Below are 24,670 nucleotides of genomic sequence, written 5' to 3'. Positions count from 1 at the left end.
CCATACCAACAGCAATACCAGAAGCTCCATTGATTAATAATCCTGGAACTCTTGTGGGCAATACAGTTGGTTCTTTTAAAGTGTCATCAAAATTTAGGGAATGATCTACGGTATCTTTATCAATATCTGCCAACATATCATCCGATATCTTACGCATTCTTGCCTCCGTATAACGCATTGCTGCAGGACTATCTCCATCAATAGAACCGAAGTTACCTTGTCCGTCAACTAGCATATAACGCAAACTCCATTCTTGCGCCATACGTACCATAGCGTCGTATACAGATGTATCTCCATGTGGGTGATACTTTCCTAATACTTCTCCTACGATTCTTGCAGATTTCTTATGTGCGGAACTAGATCTTACTCCGAGTTCATGCATTCCAAATAATACTCTACGATGTACGGGTTTCATACCATCTCTTACATCTGGAAGTGCACGTGACACAATGACTGACATCGAATAATCGATGTAAGCAGACTTCATCTCATCTTCGATATTAATGGGGATTAACTTTTCTCCTTCTGCCATGTATTTTAAGTTTTAATATTTCGAGTTTTACAAATCGGGTCAATATACAACATTTACTAGTATTCAGCGAGGATTTTGCAAGTCATTTTAACGTTTTTTTATTAACAATTTTTGATAAGTTTTTTTTGATAATTCAATATGACAAACTATGAATTCAACGTTTTTTTTGTCATTTCACACAAATACGCCTTTATCACGGAACAATTTTTGTATTATTCAGTTTGAAGTATTAATTTTAATGGCGAAAGGAAATAATATATATGGATGATAATTTCTCCCCAAGAGTAAAGGATGTAATAGCCTATAGCAAGGAAGAAGCGTTGCGTCTTGGCCATGATTTCATTGGCACAGAACATTTAATGCTTGGACTCCTCCGAGATGGAAACGGCAAAGCTATCAATATTTTAAACGCATTAGATGTCGATTTGACACATTTGCGTAGAAAAGTTGAAATTTTAAGCCCCGCAAACCCAAATGTGGCAGTCGCGCCAAACGAAAAGCGAAATTTACATTTAACGAGACAAGCCGAAAGAGCCCTCAAAACTACATTTTTAGAAGCTAAACTTTTTCAAAGTTCTTCTATCAATACCGCACATTTATTATTGTGCATCCTACGAAATGAAAACGATCCTACTACAAAACTTTTAAATAAGTTAAAGGTCGATTACGATAACGTTAAAGAGCAATTTAAGTATATGATAACAAATGATGACGATTATATAGACACGCCACGTTCAGAATCTTTCTCTGATGATAATAGTGGATCGCAAGAATCTTCTAAAGAGAATCCTTTTGGTTCTTCAAACTCAGGCGGAAAAGTAAATAAGAAATCTAAAACGCCAGTACTAGATAATTTCGGAAGAGATTTGACAGCACTCGCTGAAGAAGGAAAACTAGATCCTGTAGTTGGCCGTGAAAAAGAAATAGAACGTGTTTCTCAAATTTTGAGTAGACGTAAAAAGAACAATCCAATTTTAATTGGTGAACCTGGTGTTGGTAAATCTGCCATTGCCGAAGGTTTAGCCAATAGAATTGTAAAACGTAAAGTGTCACGTATTCTCTTTAATAAAAGAGTAGTTACATTAGACTTGGCAAGCTTAGTTGCTGGTACAAAATACAGAGGTCAGTTTGAAGAGCGCATGAAAGCTGTGATGAATGAATTGGAGAAGAATGATGACATTATTCTTTTCATTGATGAAATTCATACTATTGTTGGCGCTGGTGGAGCTACCGGAAGTTTGGATGCATCTAACATGTTTAAGCCAGCTTTAGCAAGAGGTGAACTGCAATGTATTGGAGCTACTACGCTAGATGAATACAGACAACATATTGAAAAAGATGGTGCTTTAGAAAGACGTTTCCAAAAAGTAGTAGTTGAACCAACTACTGTCGAAGAAACAATTGAAATTTTAGAGAACATCAAAGACAAATACGAAGAACATCACAATGTTAGTTATACACCAGAAGCTATAAGAGCTTGTGTTACATTAACAAATAGATATATGAGCGATCGTTTTCTTCCAGACAAAGCTATTGATGCTTTAGACGAAGCAGGATCAAGAGTTCACATTACTAATATTGATGTACCAAAACAAATTTTAGATTTGGAACGTCAATTAGAAGAAGTACGTGAATTGAAAAATTCTGTCGTGAAAAAGCAGAAATATGAAGAAGCTGCCAAATTAAGAGACGACGAAAAGCGTTTGGAAAAAGAATTGGCAATTTCGCAAGAAAAATGGGAAGAAGAATCTAAACAACATAAAGAAACTGTTGATGAAGAGAATGTAGCTGACGTAGTTTCGATGATGACTGGAATTCCTGTAAACAGAATTGCACAAACAGAAAGTAACAAACTAGCACAACTTCCTGAGTTAATTAAAGGAAAAGTAATAGGACAAGATGAAGCAGTTGGAAAAGTCGTAAAAGCGATTCAGCGTAACCGTGCGGGACTTAAAGATCCAAATAAGCCAATAGGTTCATTTATCTTTTTAGGGCAAACTGGAGTTGGTAAAACACAGTTAGCTAAAGTGTTAGCTCGCGAACTATTTGATTCTGAAGAAACTTTGATCAGAATTGACATGAGTGAATACATGGAAAAATTCGCCATTTCTCGTCTAGTTGGTGCACCTCCAGGGTACGTAGGATACGAAGAAGGTGGGCAATTAACAGAGAAAGTTCGTAGAAAACCATATGCTGTTGTATTACTTGATGAAGTTGAAAAAGCACATCCAGATGTATTTAATATGATGCTACAAGTATTAGATGATGGATATTTAACGGATAGTTTAGGAAGAAAGATTGATTTTAGAAACACAATCATTATTATGACATCAAATATTGGTGCGCGTAAATTGAAAGATTTTGGAGCTGGAGTTGGTTTTGGAACGAATGCTCAGAAATCACAAGCTGACGATCATGCAAAAGGTGTGATTGAAAATGCTTTGAAAAAAGCGTTTGCTCCAGAATTCTTAAACAGAATTGACGATGTAGTTATCTTTAATGTCTTAGAACGTGAACACATTCACAAAATTATCGATATCGAAATCGCGAAGTTATACTCAAGAATCAAAGGTTTAGGTTATGATTTGCTATTAAGTGATAAAGCAAAAGATTATATCGCTGATAAAGGATTTGATAAGCAATACGGTGCAAGACCACTAAAAAGAGCAATTCAAAAATACATTGAAGATGCACTTGCTGAAGAAATCATTACTGCAAAAATTCATGAAGGTGATAAGATTTTCATGGATTTAGATGAAGGAAATGACGAGTTAACTATTAAGATTGAAAAAGCAGAAAAGCCAGCTGAATCTTAATTAACTCATTACTAAACACATATAAAAATCCTGTTTTTTCGAAAGCAGGATTTTTCTTTTTTTCCCCTTTTTGTGTTTTTTGAAGATAAAAACATGTATTTCATCTAAAATATCTACAAAGCATTTATAAAATAGTATGCATGCATAGCTTTTTTCTAGTTTTGCCTCGAAATAAAACTTACCATAGAATGCAAATTATAGGAAAAGAATTAAATGACACATATACTTTCGAAAATGGAAAGCTCTATCTATACAATGATTTAATCATTGGTGAGATTAATGAAGGCGTACATGTAACCATAGATGTGATGCTTTCCTTTTTTCAATTTTTTCTTGAAAATTATAAAGTTCCTTTCGGATATATTTCATATCGAAAAAACTCCTACTCTATTGATCCGCAAGTATATAAAATGCTTCCAGAAAATAAACTACTAAAAGGAATTGCTGTAGTTTCCGATCAAAAATTTTCTTCTCTTAATGCACATGTTGAAAAAAGTTTCTTCAAAGGGCGTTATGAATTATTCACAACAATCAATAATGCCGTGAATTGGCTCGATAAAATTATACCACTTCAGAATAATAACAGTCATGTTTCAGATAATTCTGTAATGTAAGCTATTAAATTACTCTTTTATTTACATTAGAATCATCAAAAGTCACATATCTTTGTGCATTTCATCTATTATTTTAGTAGATCGAAATTAAAAATCCTATATTTAATAAAACTCTAAATAGTGCAAATAGCTAACGGAAATAGTAATTCACACATTAAAAAGTATACTTTGCAAATAGGCAAGGTAGAAATTTATGAGAATTATATGCTTGCACAACTCAATGAAGGTATTACTTTAAACATTGAATCTGTTGGCGAAATTATCTCTATTGCACACACACACTTTCCAACACAACCGTTTGCGTATATTACTATTCGTAAAAACTCTTATGCAGTTGATCCGATGCTGTATTTAAAAGTATTTGAAATAGAAAACTTAAAAGCAATCGCTATTGTATCTGATAAATTTATCGATAATCATAATGTAAAAATTGAAAAACACTTTTTCAACAAGCCAATGAATATCTTCAAAACTAAAGAAGAAGCAATTATTTGGTCAAAAACGTATTTGTAATTTTATATTGAATTTTAAATGTTGAATGATATATTTTAAATTACTTCGTCCTAAGAAACTCCCTTACTTCAAATAACAAACGTCACTTCGAGTGAAATTCCAAAGAAATTTAGTATCGAGAAGTCTTCCGAAACTATAAACTCTCTAAACTCACAAACCTATAAACTAAGAAAACAGAACCTCGTTTTCAATTACTGTATGTTGTATAAATGATAAGGTATCACGAATAGCAATATGCAACTCTCTATCTTCATCTACAAAAGGAACTTCCAATCGGTAAGCTTGTATAAATGTTTCAATAAAATCCGAACTTTTCATTGGTGCTCTAAACACTAAGGCTTGAGAAGCATTTAACAATTCAATAGCCAAAACACGTTCTATATTATCTACAACTTTAATAGCTTTAGTTGCTGCATTAGCGCCCATACTTACATGATCTTCCTGTCCATTTGAAGAAACAATAGAATCAATACTTGCTGGTGTAGCATATTGTTTGTTTTGACTTACAATACTTGCTGCGGTGTATTGCGGAATCATAAAACCAGAGTTTAAACCTGGATTGTTTACCAAAAATGCTGGCAAACCTCTCAATCCTGCAACCAACTGAAATGTTCTACGTTCCGAAATATTACCCAATTCTGCCATAGCAATTGCCAAATAATCTAAAGCCAATGCTAAAGGTTGTCCATGGAAATTTCCACCAGAAATAATTTCATCTTCTTCTATAAAAATATTTGGATTATCTGTTACCGAATTAATCTCTGTTTCAAATGTTTTTCTAATAAAAGCCAATGTGTCTTTTGTAGCTCCATGTACTTGCGGTACACATCGAAACGAATACGGATCTTGCACATGTTTCTTTTCTTGTGAAATTAATTCGCTACCAGCTACAAATTCTTGTATGCGTTTTGCCGTTTTCAATTGCCCATTGTGTGGACGAATCAAGTGAATTAAATCATTAAAAGGTTCCAATCTTCCATCAAATGCTTCCAATGAAATAGCTGCAAAGAAATCTGCGCAGTAAGACAACTTATATGCTTTTAATAAGCAATGTACACCATATGCACTCATAAACTGTGTTCCGTTTAATAATGCCAATCCTTCTTTTGCTTTCAACTCAATAGGTTGCCAATCAAACTTAGCTAAAACTTCAGCTGCTGGAACTTCTTTTCCTTTATAATATACACTTCCTTTTCCTAAGAGTGGTAGCGACAAATGTGCTAATGGCGCTAAATCGCCAGAAGCTCCAAGTGAACCTTGTTCAAAAACTACAGGTAAAATATCATGGTTATAAAAATCAATCAAACGCTCTACTGTTTCCAGTTGCGCTGCAGAATGTCCATAACTCAACGATTGAACTTTTAATAACAGCATTAACTTTACAATCTCTTTTGGCACACGATCTCCAGTTCCACATGCATGCGACATCACTAAGTTTTCTTGTAATTTTGATAAATGTTCATCAGAGATCTTCACATTACACAATGAACCAAACCCAGTATTTATACCATAAATAGGCGTTTTTTGGTCTTGCAAACGTTTATCTAAATATGCACGACAAGCGCTAATTTTTTCTGTAGCTGTGGCTGATAACTCCAATGTTGCATTGGAATGTAATAATTCTTGAATCGTTGTAATATCGAGAATTTGTGAACTTATTTGGTGTATCATGATAGTCTAATCAAAATTATCTTTCAAAAGTCAAAATTCAAACTGTATTAACCAAATATTTGTTAATAATTTATTGATTAAAAGAAGAATCTAGTACATTTGAGAAAACAAACTTTGAAAAAAATGAAAAAATCATTGCTATTGATTGCTGGATTAGCAATCTTTTCTTGTAAAACAGAACCAAAACCAGAAAAAATAGATTACGCTATATTGTCTGGAAAAGTAGAAAATAAAAAAGCTGACAAAATTGTTATTTCTGGCGGCGATTTTAAACATGAAATTAACCTTAAAGACGATGGTACATTTTTAGATACTTTAACCATCGATGAAGGATATTATACAGTACGATACGGAAGAAACCGTGCTTCATTATATTTATCGCAAGGCGATTCATTAAACATGAGTACAGACGGACTTAAGTTTAATAGCGAAATGAAATTTACTGGAAATGGAACTGCTCCAAACAGTTATCTAGCCAAAAAACTGTCAGAAGGTGGAAATCTTAACTTTCAAGAAGTATATGCTAATGAAGAAGCAGATTTTTTAAAGAAAATTGGTGAAATGAAAACCAAAGCTTTAGGCAGATTAACGGAAGCTAAAGACTTAAGTAAAGAATTTGTTGCTTTAGAAAAAGAAAGCATCAATTATGAATATTTAGCAAACCTTGCAAGATATCCATCTTACCATCCATACTTTGCGAAAAAAGAAGATTACAAAGCATCTGAAAACCTTTTAGATGCCTTAGATAAAGTTGATTATGATAATGAAGCAGATTATAGAAACTTTGATTCATACCAACAAATAGTATCTCAACATTACATGAAAGAATACTATGAAGATTCATTAAAAGTAGAGAGCATCAATACAATCAAAGGGCTTAAGTCGCAAAATATTAAGAATGCTTTGGCTAGTGAAATTGCATACGATATTTCTCCTTCTGGAAAACACAATGAAAAAATCTTCAATACGATTAAAGAAATTGCTAAAAATGAAAAAATTCTGAAAGAAGTAACCGAAAAATACAACAAGGTACAAAACTTAGTAACTGGAAAAAATTCTCCAAGCTTTGACTATGAAAATAACGCTGGTGGAAAAACAAGTTTAGCCGATTTAAAAGGAAAGTATGTATATATTGATGTTTGGGCAACTTGGTGCGGACCATGTATTGGAGAAATTCCATCTTTAAAGAAAGTTGAAAAAGAATATCATGGTAAAAACATCGAATTTGTTTCTATTTCTATAGATCAAAAAGATGCTTATGAAACTTGGAAAAGCATGATTAAAAACAGAGAACTTGGTGGAATCCAATTAATGGCAGACAATGCTTGGAAATCTCAATTTGTAACAGATTATGCGATTGAAGGTATTCCTAGGTTTATTTTAATAGATCCTAATGGAAAAATTGTAAATGCAGATGCGCCAAGACCATCAAGTCCTAAATTGATCGAACTATTTAATGAGTTAAAAATATAAAGAACCATACATTGAAAACCATGAAAAAAATATTGTTATTCATTGCTGGTTTCGCTATTGTTTCGTGTGCAAACGATTCAAAAGCAGATAAAGTAGAGTATACTGTACTCTCTGGAAAAATAGAGAATCAAAAAGATGATAAAATTCTACTTGTCAATAATGATTTTAAAAAAGAAATCAAACTAAATGACAATGGTACTTTTACGGATACATTACGTGTAGATACTGGTTACTACACACTAATGCACGAAAGAAGTAGCGCATCATTATTTATAGCTCCTGCAAAGGATTTAAAAATAACTACCGATGCTACTAAATTTATTGATAGTATGAGTTACGAAGGTAAAGGCGCTGCTACAAATAATTTCTTATTAGCAAAAACAAATCGAAATAAAAGTAGAAATGCAGTAGAGATATTCTCAAAAGAAGAACCTGAGTTTATAAAAATAATTACAGGTTTTAAAGAGGAAAGTATCAAAGCGTTAAAGGAAACTAAAGGCTTAGATGATGAGTTTATTGCTTTAGAAAAAAAGAATATCAAATTTGCACATTTGCTTAATCTTTCAAGACATGCAATGTACTACCCATATTATTCTAAGAATGAAGATTTCAAACCTTCTGAAGAATTACTAGCATATTTCAAAGATGTTGATTACGATAATGAAGAAAATATCAAACAATTTAAAGCTTTTAAAGAATTAGCGCTTAATCATTATTCAGAAAAACTAAAGCCTAATGAAGATATTAAAGGTACTGTTAGTATTATTAAAGGATTAAAGTCTAAAACTTTAAAAAATACAATAGCAGAAGAGTTATCTTATTTTATTTCTCCATCTTACAAGGAATCTGATTACTTATACAAATCACTTTCTGAAATATCGCAAGACGAAAAATTCAAAAAGGAATTGACTAAAAAGTATGATATAATTAAAAACCTTGTCGCTGGGAAAGATTCTCCATCATTCGATTATGAAAATCATAAAGGTGGAAAAACGAGCTTGGCAGACTTAAAAGGAAAGTATGTATATATTGATGTTTGGGCAACTTGGTGTGGACCTTGTATTCAAGAAATTCCATCATTAAAAAAAGTGGAAAAACAATATCATAACAAAAACATAGAGTTTGTTTCTATATCTATTGACCAAGAGAAAGCTCATGAAACATGGAAAAAAATGGTTGTAGATAAAGAATTAGGAGGAATTCAATTAATGGCAGACGATGCTTGGAAATCTAAGTTTGTTGCTGATTATGCAATTGAAGGCATTCCAAGATTTATTTTAATAGATCCTAATGGAAAGATTGTAAGTGCTGATGCACCAAGACCATCAAGTCCTAAATTGATCGAACTATTTAACGAGTTAAAAATCTAATAACTCAAAACATATACTAATAAAAAACGCTTTGGAGTTCCAAAGCGTTTTTTTGTTTTTATATCTAATAATAAATAGTATTATGCTTTTGCTTCCGCAGATGGTTCTTCTGGTTGTTTAAACAAATCCAAATACGCATCTCCTATATAATCTATAATATCTCTAGCAATTAACGCTTGATATCCTAAACCAGATAGTGCAATATCTCCTGCTTTTCCATGCAAATACACACCAAAAATAGTTGCCGATATTGGGTCGTAATTTTGTGAAAGTAAGCCTGTCAACATTCCTGTCAATACATCGCCACTTCCAGCAGTTGCCATTCCAGGGTTTCCAGTATTATTTATATACAAGAAATTATCATAGATGATAATTGAATGCGCTCCTTTTATAAGTAAGATAACGTTATACTTTTTAGCGAACGCTTTTGCTTTGGCTAACTTATCAAAATCATCTGTCCACTCGCCTATCAAACGTTCCAACTCCTTCGGATGTGGCGTTAAAATAGAACCTTTTGGTACAGACTTTAATAATTTTGTGTTCGCAGAAAGTATATTCAACGCATCAGCATCAATCACCAAACGATTGGTATTCTTCTTTAAAAAAGTTTCCAAGGCTTTCACTGTTACTTTATCTGTTCCCATACCAACGCCAATTCCAATAGCTGTTGGTTCAATATCGTATATAATATTAGCAATATTCTTTTCGTTTTCATCACAAATCACCATAGCTTCTGGTAATGAACTTTGCAAAACAGTATAACCGCATTCAGGGACATACGCAGAAATCAATCCTGTCCCAACGCGTAAACATGCCGAACTCGCCAAAGTAACGGCGCCAATTTTTCCATAACTTCCACCAACAATCAAACTATGTCCATACGTTCCTTTATGTGCATACTTTTTTCGCGGAATATACAATGGCAATACTTCCAACTTGTCAATTAATTGTACTTCGGTATCTGTGGTTTGCAAATACTCCTGATCCAATCCAACATCAATAGCTTCCCATTGTTGTATATAAATACCTGTTTCTGGCAAAAAGAAACTCAATTTTGGTGCTTGGCTCGTTAAGGTATAATTACTTCTAATAACTGCTTCCTTATCTTCTGGTCCATGATCTGGATACAATCCTGAAGGTACATCAAGTGAAACCGTATATGCTTTTGAAGCATTGATATACTTGATTAACTCTTTAACCCAATCAGCAGTTTCACGATTCAATCCAATTCCAAAAATTGCATCAACAATAATATCTTCTTCCTTCATCTCTGGAAGTTCTTCGCATGAACTCAATAATTTTGGCCATACTTTAAACTCTTTGATTCGATCGTAATTAATCAGAAAATCTTTGGTACGCTTGTCGCTAAAATTTACCACATACACATGCACATTATATCCATGATGTAACAATTGACGTCCAAGTGCCAATCCGCAACCACCATTATTTCCTATTCCACAATACACATGAATCGGAACTTGTGCACCTTGCATGCGTGTATGAAACCAATTAAAAAGTTGAGTTGCTGTAAATTCCATTAAGTCATTTGACGAAATTTGATTTTTTTCTATCGTACGATTGATTGCTTCGTAGATTTGAGCTGCTGAATATATCTTCATGTATCGTTATGTTAGTGTAAGAGATTACACATTTGATCAAATTCTTTACAATTGACTATGCTTTTTTAGTGCATCTACAAAAAAAGACTGCTTTCACTAGTAATTTGTAAAAAATGAATATATAGTTTGTTTATGGTCATAAAAGTAATACTTTTGAACAATATCATACGACAAAACATGCATTTAGTAGCAACAATTTTTTCTTCATCTATTTTTACAGGGACGCGCACCACTGTAACAATTGCTACGATTACCCCTTTTGGGGTCTAACTATATATATTACCAATCGGTGTTTGTTTATTTTATTCAATCTTAAAAATAATGTCAGACAAGAACAAAAATTTTAAAATATCATTAGGAATTTTAGTCGGATATTTTTTAGCTGCATTGATAAATGTTCTTTTTTTTGATAAAAGTTGGGTAGAAGCTATTACAGATAAAAAACTATTGTACATACTTGCCGCTGTAGTATGCGCAGGACTTTTTATTAAAAGAACAATGTCAAAATAAGATACAAACACTCCACAACCAACATTACTGATAACCATACAAAACAATACTCATGAACGTACTCAAATTTGGCGGTACTTCTGTTGCCAATGCTCAAAATATAGACTTAGTAATAGATATTATTACAAAAGCTTCAAAAGATAAAAAAATAGCAATCGTCGTTTCTGCTTTTGGAAACACTACAAATATGCTTTTAAAAACTGCAGAACTAGCCGCTATAAAAGATGAATACTACAAATCACTGCTTCAAGAAATTGAAAACAGACACATTCAAGTTGTAAAAGACTTAATTCCTGTCACAGAACAAAGTGCCATCATTAGTCATACAAAACGACTATTAAACTATTTAGAAACGTTATATGAAGGTTGTTTTTTGCTGCGCGAGTTAACACCAAAAACATTGGCTACCATTGCTAGTTTTGGTGAATTATTATCATCATTCATCATATCAGAAGTGATGAAAGTACGCAAACTCAATAGTGCTTACAAAGACAGTCGAGAACTCATTATTGCATCAGAAAGCTATGAAAATGCGCAGGTGATGATGAAATTAACACAGGAAAATTGTAAATCATTCTTTGATACAGATGCACACCAAATTGTCATCCTTCCTGGATTTATTGCAGCTACTGAGAATGGAGAAACGACAACGCTTGGTCGTGGTGGTTCTGATTATACAGCTGCCATTATTGCAGCAGCGGTTAATGCTGATGAATTACAAATTTGGACGGATGTAAGCGGAATGTACACCGCAAATCCACGAATTGTAAAACAAGCAACACCAATTCCACACATTTCGTATCAAGAAGCAATGGAATTATCTCACTTTGGTGCAAAAGTAATTTATCCACCAACCATTCAACCTGTACTCAAAAAACAAATTCCGATTCTAGTTAAAAATACTTTTTCTCCAGATCAAGAAGGAACGCGTATCACAAAAAATCCTAGCGGAAAACAGCGTCCTGTAAAAGGAATAAGTTATATAGAAAATATCTCATTACTTACCTTAGAAGGAAGTGGAATGATTGGAATTCCAGGGTTTTCCAAACGTTTGTTTGAAACACTCTTAGCAGCACAAATCAACATTATTTTAATCACACAAGCATCTTCCGAACATTCAATTTGTATCGGAATCAATGACAAAGAAGCTTCAAAAGCTAAAATTGCCATTGATGAAACCTTTGCCTATGAAATTGCCTCAGGAAAAGTAGATCCAATTTTAGTAGAACAACAACTTGCCATCATTGCTTTGGTGGGTGAAAACATGAAAAATCACCAAGGATTGAGTGGTAAAATGTTTAGCATGCTTGGTAAAAACAATGTAAACATTCGCGCCATTGCACAAGGAGCTTCTGAGAAAAATATCTCTGCAGTTATCAATAGCGACGATGCTAAAAAAGCCTTGAATGCTTTACATGAAGAATTCTTTGAAGAAAAAGTAAAACAACTCAATCTATTTGTAACTGGTGTTGGAAATGTAGGTGAACGCTTTTTAGCACAACTTCACCAACAACGAAAATACTTGCGTGAACAACTCAAATTAAACATTCGAGTAATTGGTATTTCTAACTCACGAACAATGCTTTTTGATGCAGAAGGTATTGATTTAGATAACTGGAAAAACTATTTAGTTACTGGCGTAAAAGCGAGTTTAGACAAATTTCATGAATCCGTAAAATCACACAATCTACGCAACAGTATTTTTATTGATATTACCGCGAGTCATAAAGTTTCTAAAGTATATGGCAGCTATCTAAGAAATAACATTTCGGTTGTTACCTGTAACAAAATTGCATGTGCTTCCGAATACGAAAACTATCAGAATTTAAAACGTATATCACAAAAATACAATGCTCCATTTTTGTTTGAAACTAATGTTGGTGCAGGATTACCAATTATTGATACACTCAAAAATGTGGTTGCTTCTGGAGACAGAATTCACAAAATACAAGCCGTACTTTCAGGAAGTTTAAACTTTGTATTTAACAATCTTAGTAATGAAAATACATTTCATGAAGTGGTAACGCAAGCACAAAAAGAAGGCTATACAGAACCAGATCCAAAAATAGATTTAAGTGGTGTTGATGTTGCGCGTAAAATTCTAATCTTAGCTCGTGAAAGTGGTTATGTGATGGAATTAGAGGACATTGAAAACAATTCATTCCTTCCAGAAGAAACATTGGCAACAGACAATAATGAAGACTTTTATGCGTCTTTAACAAAACACGAAGCGCATTTTCAGCAAATTTTCAAAGAAGCTAATGACAAAGATTGCCGCTTAAAATATGTAGCTACTTTTGAAAATGGAAAAGCAAAAGTTGGTTTACAACACATTCCTGCCGATCATCCTTTTTACAATTTGGAAGGAAGCGACAATATTGTTCTCTTCTTTACAGATCGTTATGTAGCACAGCCTTTACAAATAAAAGGTGCTGGAGCAGGTGCAGAAGTTACTGCTTCTGGAATCTTTGCAGATGTCATTCGAATTGGAAAATTTTAAGAAATTATAGATGTTAGTATTGAAACTTTCTCAATACTAACATCTCAATACTAAAAAAAATGAACGAACTCAAAATATTCGCGCCAGCAACCATTGCCAATGTATCTTGTGGATTCGACGTCCTAGGACTTTGCTTGGATACCGTTGGTGACGAAATGATCATTCGGAAAATGTCTGAAAAAGGCATCAAAATTTCAAAGCTTGTCGGGCAAGATTTACCATTAGAAACGAACAAAAATGTAGCTGGTGTTGCAGGATTAGCAATGCTTGAAAAACTTGGTTTAGATCATGGTTTTGAAATTGAAATTTATAAAAATATCAAAGCTGGAAGCGGAATTGGAAGTAGTGCTGCAAGTTCAGCAGGAACGGTTTGGGCAATGAATGAATTGCTTGGAAAACCATTTTCTGCAAAAGAATTGGTACCATTTGCCATGGAAGGTGAAAAACTCGCAAGTGGAACAGCACATGCAGATAATGTAGCTCCTGCCCTTTTGGGTGGATTTACCTTAGTACGAAGTTATGATCCTTTGGATTTGATTAAAATTCCAACGCCAAATGAATTGTATGCAACTGTAATTCATCCGCAGATTGAAGTAAAAACATCAGACTCTCGTTCTGTTTTGAAGAAAAATATTTCATTGAAAAAATCAATTATACAGATTGGAAATTTAGGTGGATTGATAAGCGGTTTATACACATCTGATTATGATTTAATAAGTAGATCATTACATGATGAAATCGTAGAACCATTACGCTCTATCTTGATTCCTGGATTTGATGAAGTCAAAGAAAATGCAATCAATTGTGGCGCATTAGGCGCAGGAATTTCAGGTTCTGGACCTTCTATATTTGCTTTAAGTAAAGGAAAAGAAATGGCGGAAAAAGTAGCTAAAACCATGTCTGAAACTTATAAGAACCTTAACATCGATTACGACATACATGTTTCGAAAGTAAATACGAATGGTTGTCGAATTCTTGAGTGATTTGGATCTTGCATTTCGACTGCACTCAATGTGACAGATCTTGGGTCTTGGGTCTTGGGTAAAATTAAATATCAAACGTCTCTTCGAGTGATTTTTCGAAATAAAATGAAGAAAAATTGTATCGAGAAGTACTTGGGAACTCAAAATGTAAAATAATAAATTTTAAATGTAAAGCATCACTAAATTAAAAATTTAGCACTCGAACTGACGTTCAGAATAAGAACAACAAACAAGCAACAAACAATGAATTATTACAGTCTACACCATAACGCACCAAAAGTTTCTTTTAAAGAAGCTGTAATTCGGGGATTAGCGCCCGATAGAGGAATTTATTTTCCTGAAAACATCACACCGTTATCTGAAGATTTTATCAAAAATATTGACAAGTATTCACATGAAGAAATTGCCTTTGAAGCCATTCAGCAATTTGTCGGAGATGATATTCCAACGAATGTTTTAAAAGAAATTATTACAGAAACCTTGAGTTTCGATTTCCCTGTTGTTCCGATTGAAGAGCATATTGGAACTTTAGAATTGTTTCATGGTCCAACAATGGCTTTTAAAGATGTTGGTGCACGATTTATGGCACGTTGTTTAGGATATTTTAATCGAGATAAAGAAGAAAAAGTTACGGTTTTAGTTGCGACTTCTGGAGATACTGGCGGCGCAGTTGCCAATGGTTTTTTAGGCGTAAAAGGTGTTGATGTTGTGATTTTATATCCGAGTGGAAAAGTCAGCGAGATTCAAGAGAAGCAATTAACTACATTAGGACAAAATATTACAGCCTTAGAAGTTGATGGCGTTTTTGATGATTGCCAAGAAATGGTAAAAACTGCTTTTTTAGATGCAGAAATTGAACGTACATTAACCTCTGCAAACTCTATCAATATTGCACGTTGGTTGCCGCAAATGTTCTACTTTTTCTTTGCATATAAAGCAATACACAAAAAACATGAAAATATTGTCTTCTCTGTTCCTAGTGGAAACTTTGGAAACATTTGTGCAGGAATCATGGCGCAGAAATTAGGGTTGCCAATTCAGCATTTTATTGCTTCAACGAATGTAAATGATACAGTTTCAAACTATTTGGAAAATGGTGAATATGTTCCAAAGAAATCAATAGCAACTATTTCAAACGCGATGGATGTTGGAAATCCGAGTAACTTCATTCGTATTCAAGAATTATATAATAATGATTTAGCAACGATCAAACAGCATTTTTCATCCTATAGTTTCACAGATACAGAAACGAAAACGGCTATGAAATCTATCTACAATCAACATAAGTACATTGCCGATCCGCATGGCGCTGTTGGGTATTTAGGTTTAAAAAATCATGATTTACAAGATGCATACGGTATTTTTCTAGAAACAGCACATCCTGTCAAATTTTTACCGACAGTTGAATCGACCTTGAATCAAAAATTAGACATTCCAACACAGATTCAAGAAATCATGCATAAAGAAAAAGAAGCACATTTCATTAATGATTATGATGGTTTGAAGAAGTTTTTAACAAACTAATTTCAGAGTTTTAAACAACTAAAAAAAGCGATTTGAGTTAAAATTCAAATCGCTTTTTATATGTTTTTTTTGTATAGACTCTTTACTTGTTCACTTCTTTAAGCAACTCATTTGCTGATAATTTCCCAAAATCATTCGCAGCTTCTGGACTGGCTCCTGTGATTAATTTTCTATCAACATGACAAGTATTATCAGCTTCTTGATTAATAATTGTAACTCCCAAATCATTTAATTTTTCTCCAAATTTCCAAGGCATGTGACCTGGCATATATCCAATCATAGGTGTTTGCTCGTCAACAGCATCTGGAAATGCAGCAATTTTATAATCTTTATAAACGAATGCATCTTTGTCGCTATCAATATTTGCAGCTAATAATGCCGCTGGACCGTGACAAATAGCAAGCATGAATAACTCTTCGTCGTGTGACCAATGAATTAATTTGTTTAAATCCTTATTTTCAGGAAGTCCAAGCATAGCACCGTGTCCTCCTGGAATATATACTGCTATATAATCAGCACTATTGTTCATTTCATTTGTAACAAAATCGGATAGACTTTTTGGGTTTTCAAATTGCTGTTTATATGCTGCATATATAGCTTTTACATGTTCGTCTTCTTCTGGCATTGCCCACATTTCTATTTTTACAGGTTTGCCAGTTGGTGTTGCAATATCTATATCAAAACCAGCATTTCTTAAATGTAACATTGGCAGCATCATTTCTACTGGATGATTTCCTGTTGAAAATTTTTTCCCATTAGCCATCGTCATATTTCTTTCTTCAGTACAAATCATCAATACTTTTTTGCTTCCTGTATATGGATTTTCGTATTTAGTATTATCAAAATCTGTTGTAGAAGACGTTGCTAACATTAATGCTAATGTAGACGGACTGTACGCGCCATCTTCTGTAGATGTTGGTATCGTCATTATATATAGAGTAATAAGTGAAAGAATTATGACACTAACTAAACCAATTATTATTTTTTTCTTCATGATCTTTAATTATATAAAAGTTACTAATTTTTCCATTGGTTTTCTCACCTTTACAAGATTTACCAACCAATCTTTAGCTGCGTCTTTATATCCAATTGGCAATAAGAGTGTACTACGCAGTCCTTTTTCACGTAACCCGAGAATTTTATCTAAAGCATTAGGATCAAAACCTTCCATTGGAGTACTATCTACACCTTCGTACGCCGCTTGAGTAATGGCGGCCATAAAAGCAATATATGTTTGTCGCGCTGCGTGTTCAAAATTAGTTTCTGCATCTTTTTGTGGATACGAAGACAATAACATTTGACGATAATTTTCCCAACCTTCATTTTTAAAACCTCTAATCTCGTTGGTTAAATCGAACATATAATTGATACGATCTTCTGTATAATTATCCCAAGCAGCAAATACAAATAGATGAGAACAGTCTGTTACTTGTGATTGATTCCAAGCAATTTCTTTGATACTTGATTTAATTTCATCATTAGTAATCACAAACACTTCAAAAGGTTGCAATCCACTTGATGTTGGAGCCAATCTTATCGCTTCTAAAATGTTGTTTATTTTTTCTTGCGGAACTACTTCGCCATTCATCGCCTTAGTAGCATAACGCTCATTTAATTTATCTAAAAAACTCATTGTCATATTTTTATTTATATGACAAAAGTATATGATCGTATGAACGTGAAAATGAACCTATGGTAATAAATTAGCTTTTGACTCTTTCTTTTCGTACTCTACTTAAGCTCTGCGGAGTTATACCTAAGTATGATGCAATTTGGTAATTTGGTATTATTTTTTCAAATGCACTATAATCATTAACAAACTGGCTATATTTCTCTGATGCAGTTAGAGTTAGCAAACTTAAAATTCGTTTTTGAAGTGTTGCGATACGCTTTTCAAAATTTTTACGTTGAAAGGTTTCAAACTGAGGATATTTTTTATAGAAATCTTCAACTTTAGTTTTATCAATTATTAAAATTTTTGAAGCTGTTAAACTTTCTATTGACACTACCGATTTGTCATTTGTATACAGTGTAATATAGTCACTTATCCACCAGTTTTCTATGGCGAATTGTATTGTATATTCTTTTCCACTTTCTGTTTTATAAAAAGATCGCAAACAACCACTCGCAACAAAAATATGCTCTTTCTTCATAGAGTTATCAGAAAGAACCACTTCTCCTTTAACCAACTTTTTTTCAATGATAATTTCATTTAGATAATTTTCTAAATCATCAGAAATAGGAGTATAACTTTTAAAGTAATCTATAAGTTCGGTCATGTATTCAAATTAGCGTCAGCATGTTTAGTGATAAGATGCTTCAAAATTTATATTTAGTTGTTGTTAAAACTATAATAATCTCTATCAAAATCAAAATCGTCCAAATAGCTTTTAATTCTTTTCCGAAGTATCTGTGGTGCTATTTTAACCCTATATTTTAATTCATGAAAATTTGTATCAAAAAGATTCTAATTTGTGAAATTTTCAAAAAGTCATGTTAATTTAAGAATCAAGTAATAATTCATCATTTTTTTATGTCTATTTTTCATAAATTCGCAATCAAATTAAGAAAAACAACACATGAAGGATACAGCTCTATCAAAAATTCACGAAGCATTAGGCGCTAAAATGGTTCCTTTTGCAGGTTACAACATGCCTGTACAGTACGAAGGCGTTAATATTGAACACGAAACAGTTCGTAATGGCGTTGGTGTTTTTGACGTAAGTCACATGGGAGAATTTGTAATTTCTGGACCAAATGCACTGGCATTGATTCAAAAAATTGCAACAAATGACGCTTCTAAATTGAAAGACGGAAAAGCACAATATAGTTGCATGCCAAATAATGATGGTGGAATTGTAGATGATTTAATCATTTACAGAGTGAACGAAGAGAAGTACATTTTGGTAGTAAACGCATCAAATATTGAAAAAGATTGGAACTGGATTTCTAGCCACAATGATGTTGGAGCTGAAATGAAAGATGTATCTGATAATTATTCTTTATTGGCGATTCAAGGACCAAAAGCTGTGGAAGCAATGCAGTCTTTGACAGAAGTTGATTTAACAAATATCAAATATTATACATTTCAGATTGCCAAATTTGCTGGTGTTGAAAATGTAATCGTTTCTGCAACTGGTTATACAGGTTCTGGTGGATTTGAAATTTATTGTAAGAACGAAGATGTAGCAGAAGTTTGGAAGAATGTTTTTGAAGCTGGTGCTGATTTTGGGATTAAGCCAATTGGTTTAGCTGCGAGAGATACATTACGTTTGGAAATGGGTTATTGTTTATATGGAAATGATATTGATGATACTACATCTCCGATTGAAGCTGGCTTAGGATGGATTACGAAATTCACGAAAGATTTTGTGAATCGTGAAGCTATTGAAGCACAAAAAAGAACAGGAACAGAACGCAGATTGGTAGCATTTGAAATGCAAGATCGTGGAATTCCAAGACAAGGATATGATATTGTTGATGGAAACGGAAATAATATAGGAAATGTAACCTCTGGTACGATGTCTCCTTCTATGAAAGTTGGAATCGGATTGGGATATGTGCCAACAGTTTTCAAAGATGTTGGAAGCAATATTTACATTCAAATTCGTAAAAATAGAGTTCTTGCCAAAGTGGTAAAACTTCCTTTTTATAAGAAATAGCACATACTTTTGAACAGAATTTTAATATTAGGAGCAAGCGGATATGTAGGTCAAGCGATTTATAAAGAGCTTTGCTCCTATTTTGATGTATACGGAACTTTTTACAGCAACAAATCATTCGCAAAGAATCAACATTTTTTTCGATACGATTTGGATTACGATGGCATTGATGAAATTGTACTACAAGTACAACCAACCATTATCATTTCTGCTTTGCGTGGCGATTTTGCCGCACAGATTGAAGCACATATTTTTTTAACTGAATATGTAAAAACGAAACCGTGTAAACTCTTTTTCTTATCGTCTGCAAATGTCTTTGATGCGTACAGTAGTTATCCGTCATACGAATATGATAAAACACTTTCGGAAAGCATTTACGGGAAACTTAAAATTCGTATTGAAAATATGCTGATGCGTTTGCCGCAGAAAAAATATGCGATCATTCGTTTGCCTATGGTTTTTGGGCATAATTCACCACGAATCCTTGAAATAAAGCAATGCTTACAAGAAAAAGTTCCTATTGAAGTGTTTCCGAATTTGGTGATGAATACAATTTCTGATAAAAAGCTAACTCAGCAAATTCATTATATGATTAACAGACGTAAAAACGGAATTTTTCATGTTGGCGCAGAAGATTTAATACATCATGAAGAGTTTTTTGAAGAAATATTGAAAAGTATGAATGTTGAAAAACCATTGTTCAAAAACGTATATACGTCAAATTTTGATCGTTTTTTAGCTGTTTTACCGAAAGACAATAAACTACCAAAGCATTTAGCTACCACCAATCAGGAAACCTTGGAATATATTTCGGGGAAGATTAAAGAGTAGTTTTAAATTGAATTATTTTTCGTCTAGAACAGATCAAGATTGATTAAATTCTGTAAAAGGCAGTATAGATCATTGCTTTTTAAACCAATTCCTACGTAAAAAGCAAAAGATTTGCTAAATTAGTAGCTTCACATACTACAAATTCTTATTCGCATACATGCATACATTTTTACGTTTTATATTGCTTTTTGTTGTTACGACGACGTTTGCACAAACTGAACTTTCTTTCTGTAATAAATCGAGTCTGATTTTAGACATGTTGGAAAAGAATCATTACAAACCAAAAGCAATTGACGACGAATTCTCTAATTATGTATTTAATAAACTCCTAGAACGCTTAGATGATAGGCGCATGTTGTTTTCCAAAGCTGATATTGAAAGTTTGGCACCATTAAAAGATAAATTGGACGACTATTTACTAGATGGAAAGTGTGATTTTGTGAATGAGTTTACTGTTTTTTATGAAAAACATTTAAAGCAAACACAGCAAACGATTAAAAAAATTGAAAAATCTAGACTTGATTTCTCAGGAAAAGACACCGTAACATACGGAAGTTTTAAAGAAAAATCTCAATTCTCAAAAACACCGGAAACACTTCACAAACGCTGGGCTAAGAAAATTAGAGTAGATATAATTCGCGATTATTTATCGTTAACGAATCCTTCTAACTTTCCAAAGATAAAAACACAATTAAAACAAAAAGTCATTGCCGAAAACAAATGTTTTATTGTTGATAAACTACAGGCTGTAAACGGTTTACAAGCACATATAGAAACTACATTTTTAGATGTAATTTGCTCGTATTTCGATCCGCATAGTAGCTTTTTTGATCCTACTGACAATGCAACTTTTATGAACTCTATCGGAACAGAAACGAGTTCTATTGGCGTTTGGTTTTCAAAAAATAGCGATGGAAAAATTGTCGTTTCAGGCTTGCAAACTGGAAGTACTGCTTGGAAAGAAAAAGAAATTAGTGCTGGTGATTTAGTGTTATCGCTTGAAGCGAATGAAACAAAAATTAGTACCACTTGTCTTTCTTTAGTGAGTCTTTATGACTTCATTAATGATGAAAACAACAAGAAAATTACGATCAATGTATTGGATGATAAAAACATCAATAAGACAGTTGTTTTACGAAAAGAAAGTTTAAAGATTGAAGAAAACGCCGTGAATAGCTTTATTCTAAAAGGTGAACAAAATATTGGTTACATTTCGTTGCCAAGTTTCTACACCAATTTAGATTATGGTTTTGGAAGTGCAAACGATATTGCTAAAGAACTCTTTAGGCTAAATGCTGTTGATATTGATGGACTCATTTTAGACTTGCGTGGAAATGGCGGCGGATCTATGAAACAAGCTATTGATTTAGCAGGAATGTTTATTGACAAAGGTCCATTAGGAATTTATCGCGATCAAGCAGATAATAAAACAATTGTAAAAGATTTTAATAGAGGAACACTATTTACCAAACCGTTAGTTATTTTAATTAATGGTGAAAGTGCTTCTGCTTCAGAATTTATTGCTGCTGCATTGCGCGATCATAACAGAGCAATTATTGTAGGAACTAAAACCTACGGTAAAGGAACCATTCAACAAATTGTGCCTTTGCGAAGCGAAGAAGGTTTTTTGAGAATTACTATTGAGAAAATGTATGGTTTTAAAGGAAACTCACATCAAGCAGTTGGCATTGAGCCAGATATTGCATTTCCAAGTTTATTAGCAGGTATTGAAGATGGTGAAAGTGCTAATTCGAATACTATTGTTAGCGATACCATTCAAAAAGATATCTATTTTAAAATTCCTGAAGCAGCAAATTATGAAAGTTTACGTGCACAAAGTATGGCGCGAATTGACAAAAATAAAGCTTCAATCACGATTAGAGAAATCAACACAAATCTGCAAAACTACTTAAATAGTGAGCGAAAAATGCCAATATCGGTTGCTGGTATTCAAAAAGATAGAGATACATTTAATGCCATTTTTGAAAAGTCGGATGCTATAGAAATGACGCATAAAACCTTTGAAGTTCTCAACTTAGCAGATTACAAAGAAATACTAGCTTATAATAAAAATAAGGCGAAAGAGAATTCGTATGCGATCAAAAATATTCAGACCGATCACGAAATTGAAGAAACCTATCATATTCTTTCCGATTATATTAAACAACTAGCCAATTAATTCATGAAAACAAACTACCTACAACCATTTTTTGTGTTCTTCTGTGTCTTACTGTTTCAGACAGGAACTTCCCAAAACTTTGAAAATCCAAATGACTACTTGACTTTTATCGGGAAAGAAAACAAAAAGATTTCCAAAAGTATGTGGAAGTATACCAAATCGGTTGCACATAGTAAAAGCGCAAGAAGAATTGAAGGCGATCGTAAACGTTTGATAAAATCGTTGCAACGTGCCATGGCTAAAATCAAAAGAGCAAATGCCTACGAAGGAGAAGATGCCTATAAGCAACAAGTGTTGGAATACATGGATTTGCGTACAAACATTTTAAAAAATGACTACGCAAAAATTGTAGACATGAAAGAAGTTGCTGAGCAATCGTATGATTTTATGGAAGCGTATATTCTGGCTCAGAAAAAAGTAGATCAACGCATGCAAGAAGCGCAAGACAACTATACAAAAATGTTAGAGGAATATGCAGCAAGAAACAATATTAGATTGACTGATGATGAGTCTGACTTAGGGAAAAAAATGAAGATTTCTAACGAAGTATTTGAACATAGAAACGCTGTATACTTATTGTTTTTTAAGAGTAATATTCAAGAAAGTTTTTTGTTAAACGGTTTATCATCAGGTGATATTAGTGCTATGCAACAAAACCAAAATGCGCTGCAAATGTTTGCGCAAGAAGGCATAAAAGATTTAGATACTATAGCAACCTATAAAGATGATCTTTCGCTTGTAGAAGCAACAAAAAAGACCTTAGAATTTTATTTAGAAGAAACACAAAACGAAATTCCGAAAATGATTGAATTTTTCTTATTCAATGAAAAATTTGACGCAATCAAAGAAGCTATTGATAAAAAGAAACCAAAAGATCGTACGCAAAAAGATATTGATCAGTACAATACTATGGTGAATGATTTTAACAAAGCTATAAACGATTTCAACAAGAGAAATGAAGAATTAAATAAAAAACGAACCAAGGCTATTAATCAATGGAATGAAGCTTCTGCAAAATTTTTAAGCAGACATATTCCAAAAGAGTAATACAACCTATATATTTGTAATCCTAAAATAAAAAAAGAACTCGCATAATGGGAAGAGCATTTGAATTTAGAAAAGCACGAAAAATGAAACGCTGGTCAGCAATGGCAAAAACCTTTACACGTATTGGTAAAGATATTGTGATGGCTGTAAAGGAAGGCGGGCCAAATCCTGAGACGAATTCCAGGTTGCGCGCAGTAATTCAGAATGCAAAGGCTGCCAACATGCCAAAAGACAATGTTGAACGTGCTATTAAGAAGGCTTCTGATAAAAATACAGATAACTATAAAGAAGTATTGTTTGAAGGGTATGGACCACACGGAATTGCTATTTTGGTGGAAACTGCAACCGATAATAATAATAGAACTGTAGCAAACGTACGTAGCTACTTTAATAAATGTGATGGAAATTTAGGAACACAAGGTTCGGTTGAATTTATGTTTGATCATACCTGCAACTTCCGAATTCCATCAGAAGGACAAGACCCTGAAGAATTAGAGTTAGAATTCATTGATTTTGGTGTAGAAGAAGTGTTTGCAGATGATGATGGTATTTTATTATACGGACCATTTGGAAGCTACGGAAATATTCAAAAAGAATTAGAAACTAGAGAAATTGAAATTTTATCTTCTGGTTTTGAGCGCATTCCACAAGCAACAAAATCTTTAAACGAGGAACAAACGGCAGATATTGAAAAACTGTTAGAAAAGCTAGAAGAAGATGATGATGTACAGAATGTGTATCATACAATGGCTGAGTAACAGTACTTAACATATATATAAAAACCACGCTGAGAAGCGTGGTTTTTTGTTTTAAAGTCTATTTTGTT

Annotated in this window: 20 protein-coding genes; 14 read left to right on the top strand and 6 right to left on the bottom strand. The window is 33.1% G+C overall.

Annotation, left to right across the window (positions count from 1 at the left end; all coding sequences use genetic code 11):
• On the bottom strand, positions 1–532 hold a 532-nt coding region (locus tag ACRBBL_RS26375; RefSeq protein WP_431372098.1), incomplete at its 3' end, for a DNA gyrase subunit A.
• Between the two features lie 260 nt (positions 533–792).
• Here ACRBBL_RS26375 and ACRBBL_RS26370 point away from each other — a divergent pair.
• The 3 genes from ACRBBL_RS26370 (at position 793) to ACRBBL_RS26360 (ending at position 4,475) form a co-directional block, all read left to right on the top strand.
• On the top strand, positions 793–3,348 hold the full coding sequence (locus ACRBBL_RS26370) for an ATP-dependent Clp protease ATP-binding subunit (protein WP_431372097.1): 2,556 nt from the start codon (positions 793–795) through the stop codon (positions 3,346–3,348).
• Between the two features lie 188 nt (positions 3,349–3,536).
• Positions 3,537–3,962 (top strand): hypothetical protein, encoded by a 426-nt coding sequence (locus ACRBBL_RS26365; RefSeq protein WP_431372096.1) that lies wholly within the window; start codon positions 3,537–3,539, stop codon positions 3,960–3,962.
• Positions 3,963–4,082: 120 nt separating this feature from the next.
• Positions 4,083–4,475, top strand: coding sequence for an STAS/SEC14 domain-containing protein (locus ACRBBL_RS26360; RefSeq protein ID WP_431372095.1), 393 nt, complete (start codon positions 4,083–4,085; stop codon positions 4,473–4,475).
• Between the two features lie 165 nt (positions 4,476–4,640).
• On the opposite strand, the gene hutH is transcribed toward ACRBBL_RS26360, so the two are convergent.
• Positions 4,641–6,146, bottom strand: coding sequence for a histidine ammonia-lyase (gene hutH, locus ACRBBL_RS26355; RefSeq protein ID WP_431372094.1), 1,506 nt, complete (start codon positions 6,144–6,146; stop codon positions 4,641–4,643).
• Positions 6,147–6,269: 123 nt separating this feature from the next.
• Between hutH and ACRBBL_RS26350 the strand changes: the two genes are divergently transcribed.
• The gene (locus tag ACRBBL_RS26350; protein WP_431372093.1) at positions 6,270–7,619 is read left to right on the top strand and encodes a TlpA family protein disulfide reductase; all 1,350 of its coding nucleotides are present in this window, start codon (positions 6,270–6,272) and stop codon (positions 7,617–7,619) included.
• A gap of 20 nt (positions 7,620–7,639) precedes the next feature.
• Entirely contained in the window at positions 7,640–8,989 is a 1,350-nt protein-coding gene (locus tag ACRBBL_RS26345; RefSeq protein ID WP_431372092.1) for a TlpA family protein disulfide reductase, read from the top strand.
• A gap of 80 nt (positions 8,990–9,069) precedes the next feature.
• Here ACRBBL_RS26345 and ACRBBL_RS26340 read toward each other — a convergent pair whose 3' ends face one another.
• The gene (locus tag ACRBBL_RS26340) at positions 9,070–10,608 is read right to left on the bottom strand and encodes an NAD(P)H-hydrate dehydratase (protein ID WP_431372091.1); all 1,539 of its coding nucleotides are present in this window, start codon (positions 10,606–10,608) and stop codon (positions 9,070–9,072) included.
• 321 nt (positions 10,609–10,929) lie between these two features.
• On the opposite strand from ACRBBL_RS26340, the gene ACRBBL_RS26335 reads away from it, so the two are divergent.
• From ACRBBL_RS26335 to thrC, 4 genes are all read left to right on the top strand, one after another.
• Positions 10,930–11,118: a hypothetical protein gene (locus tag ACRBBL_RS26335; RefSeq protein WP_431372090.1), complete on the top strand. Its 189-nt coding sequence runs from the start codon at positions 10,930–10,932 to the stop codon at positions 11,116–11,118.
• 52 nt (positions 11,119–11,170) lie between these two features.
• Positions 11,171–13,618: a bifunctional aspartate kinase/homoserine dehydrogenase I gene (thrA, locus tag ACRBBL_RS26330; RefSeq protein ID WP_431372089.1), complete on the top strand. Its 2,448-nt coding sequence runs from the start codon at positions 11,171–11,173 to the stop codon at positions 13,616–13,618.
• A 59-nt stretch (positions 13,619–13,677) separates the two neighbouring features.
• Positions 13,678–14,601, top strand: a complete 924-nt coding sequence (locus ACRBBL_RS26325) for a homoserine kinase (protein WP_431372088.1) — start codon at positions 13,678–13,680, stop codon at positions 14,599–14,601.
• A gap of 243 nt (positions 14,602–14,844) precedes the next feature.
• Positions 14,845–16,125, top strand: coding sequence for a threonine synthase (gene thrC, locus ACRBBL_RS26320; RefSeq protein ID WP_431372087.1), 1,281 nt, complete (start codon positions 14,845–14,847; stop codon positions 16,123–16,125).
• 82 nt (positions 16,126–16,207) lie between these two features.
• Here the strand turns inward: thrC and hchA are convergent, their stop codons facing one another.
• From hchA to ACRBBL_RS26305, 3 genes are all read right to left on the bottom strand, one after another.
• On the bottom strand, positions 16,208–17,119 hold the full coding sequence (gene hchA, locus ACRBBL_RS26315) for a glyoxalase III HchA (protein ID WP_431372086.1): 912 nt from the start codon (positions 17,117–17,119) through the stop codon (positions 16,208–16,210).
• Positions 17,120–17,128: 9 nt separating this feature from the next.
• Entirely contained in the window at positions 17,129–17,758 is a 630-nt protein-coding gene (locus tag ACRBBL_RS26310) for a nitroreductase family protein (RefSeq protein WP_431372085.1), read from the bottom strand.
• A gap of 70 nt (positions 17,759–17,828) precedes the next feature.
• Positions 17,829–18,404: a Crp/Fnr family transcriptional regulator gene (locus tag ACRBBL_RS26305; RefSeq protein WP_431372084.1), complete on the bottom strand. Its 576-nt coding sequence runs from the start codon at positions 18,402–18,404 to the stop codon at positions 17,829–17,831.
• Between the two features lie 300 nt (positions 18,405–18,704).
• On the opposite strand from ACRBBL_RS26305, the gene gcvT reads away from it, so the two are divergent.
• The 5 genes from gcvT to ACRBBL_RS26280 all read left to right on the top strand — a co-directional run bounded on the left by gcvT (position 18,705) and on the right by ACRBBL_RS26280 (position 24,602).
• Positions 18,705–19,787, top strand: a complete 1,083-nt coding sequence (gene gcvT, locus ACRBBL_RS26300) for a glycine cleavage system aminomethyltransferase GcvT (protein WP_431372083.1) — start codon at positions 18,705–18,707, stop codon at positions 19,785–19,787.
• A gap of 9 nt (positions 19,788–19,796) precedes the next feature.
• Complete coding sequence (locus ACRBBL_RS26295) at positions 19,797–20,618, top strand: sugar nucleotide-binding protein (RefSeq protein WP_431372082.1); 822 nt, start codon at positions 19,797–19,799, stop codon at positions 20,616–20,618.
• Positions 20,619–20,775: 157 nt separating this feature from the next.
• Complete coding sequence (locus ACRBBL_RS26290; protein WP_431372081.1) at positions 20,776–22,797, top strand: S41 family peptidase; 2,022 nt, start codon at positions 20,776–20,778, stop codon at positions 22,795–22,797.
• 3 nt (positions 22,798–22,800) lie between these two features.
• Positions 22,801–23,844, top strand: coding sequence for a hypothetical protein (locus ACRBBL_RS26285; RefSeq protein ID WP_431372080.1), 1,044 nt, complete (start codon positions 22,801–22,803; stop codon positions 23,842–23,844).
• Positions 23,845–23,891: 47 nt separating this feature from the next.
• Positions 23,892–24,602, top strand: a complete 711-nt coding sequence (locus ACRBBL_RS26280; protein ID WP_431372079.1) for a YebC/PmpR family DNA-binding transcriptional regulator — start codon at positions 23,892–23,894, stop codon at positions 24,600–24,602.
• The last annotated feature ends 68 nt before the right edge of the window (positions 24,603–24,670 follow it).

This window comes from Kordia sp., assembly GCF_050633145.1.
In the GTDB taxonomy this organism is placed as follows: Bacteria; Bacteroidota; Bacteroidia; order Flavobacteriales; family Flavobacteriaceae; genus Kordia.
Note: the sequence above shows the minus strand (reverse complement) of the source record. Positions and strands in the feature narration are given on the sequence as shown.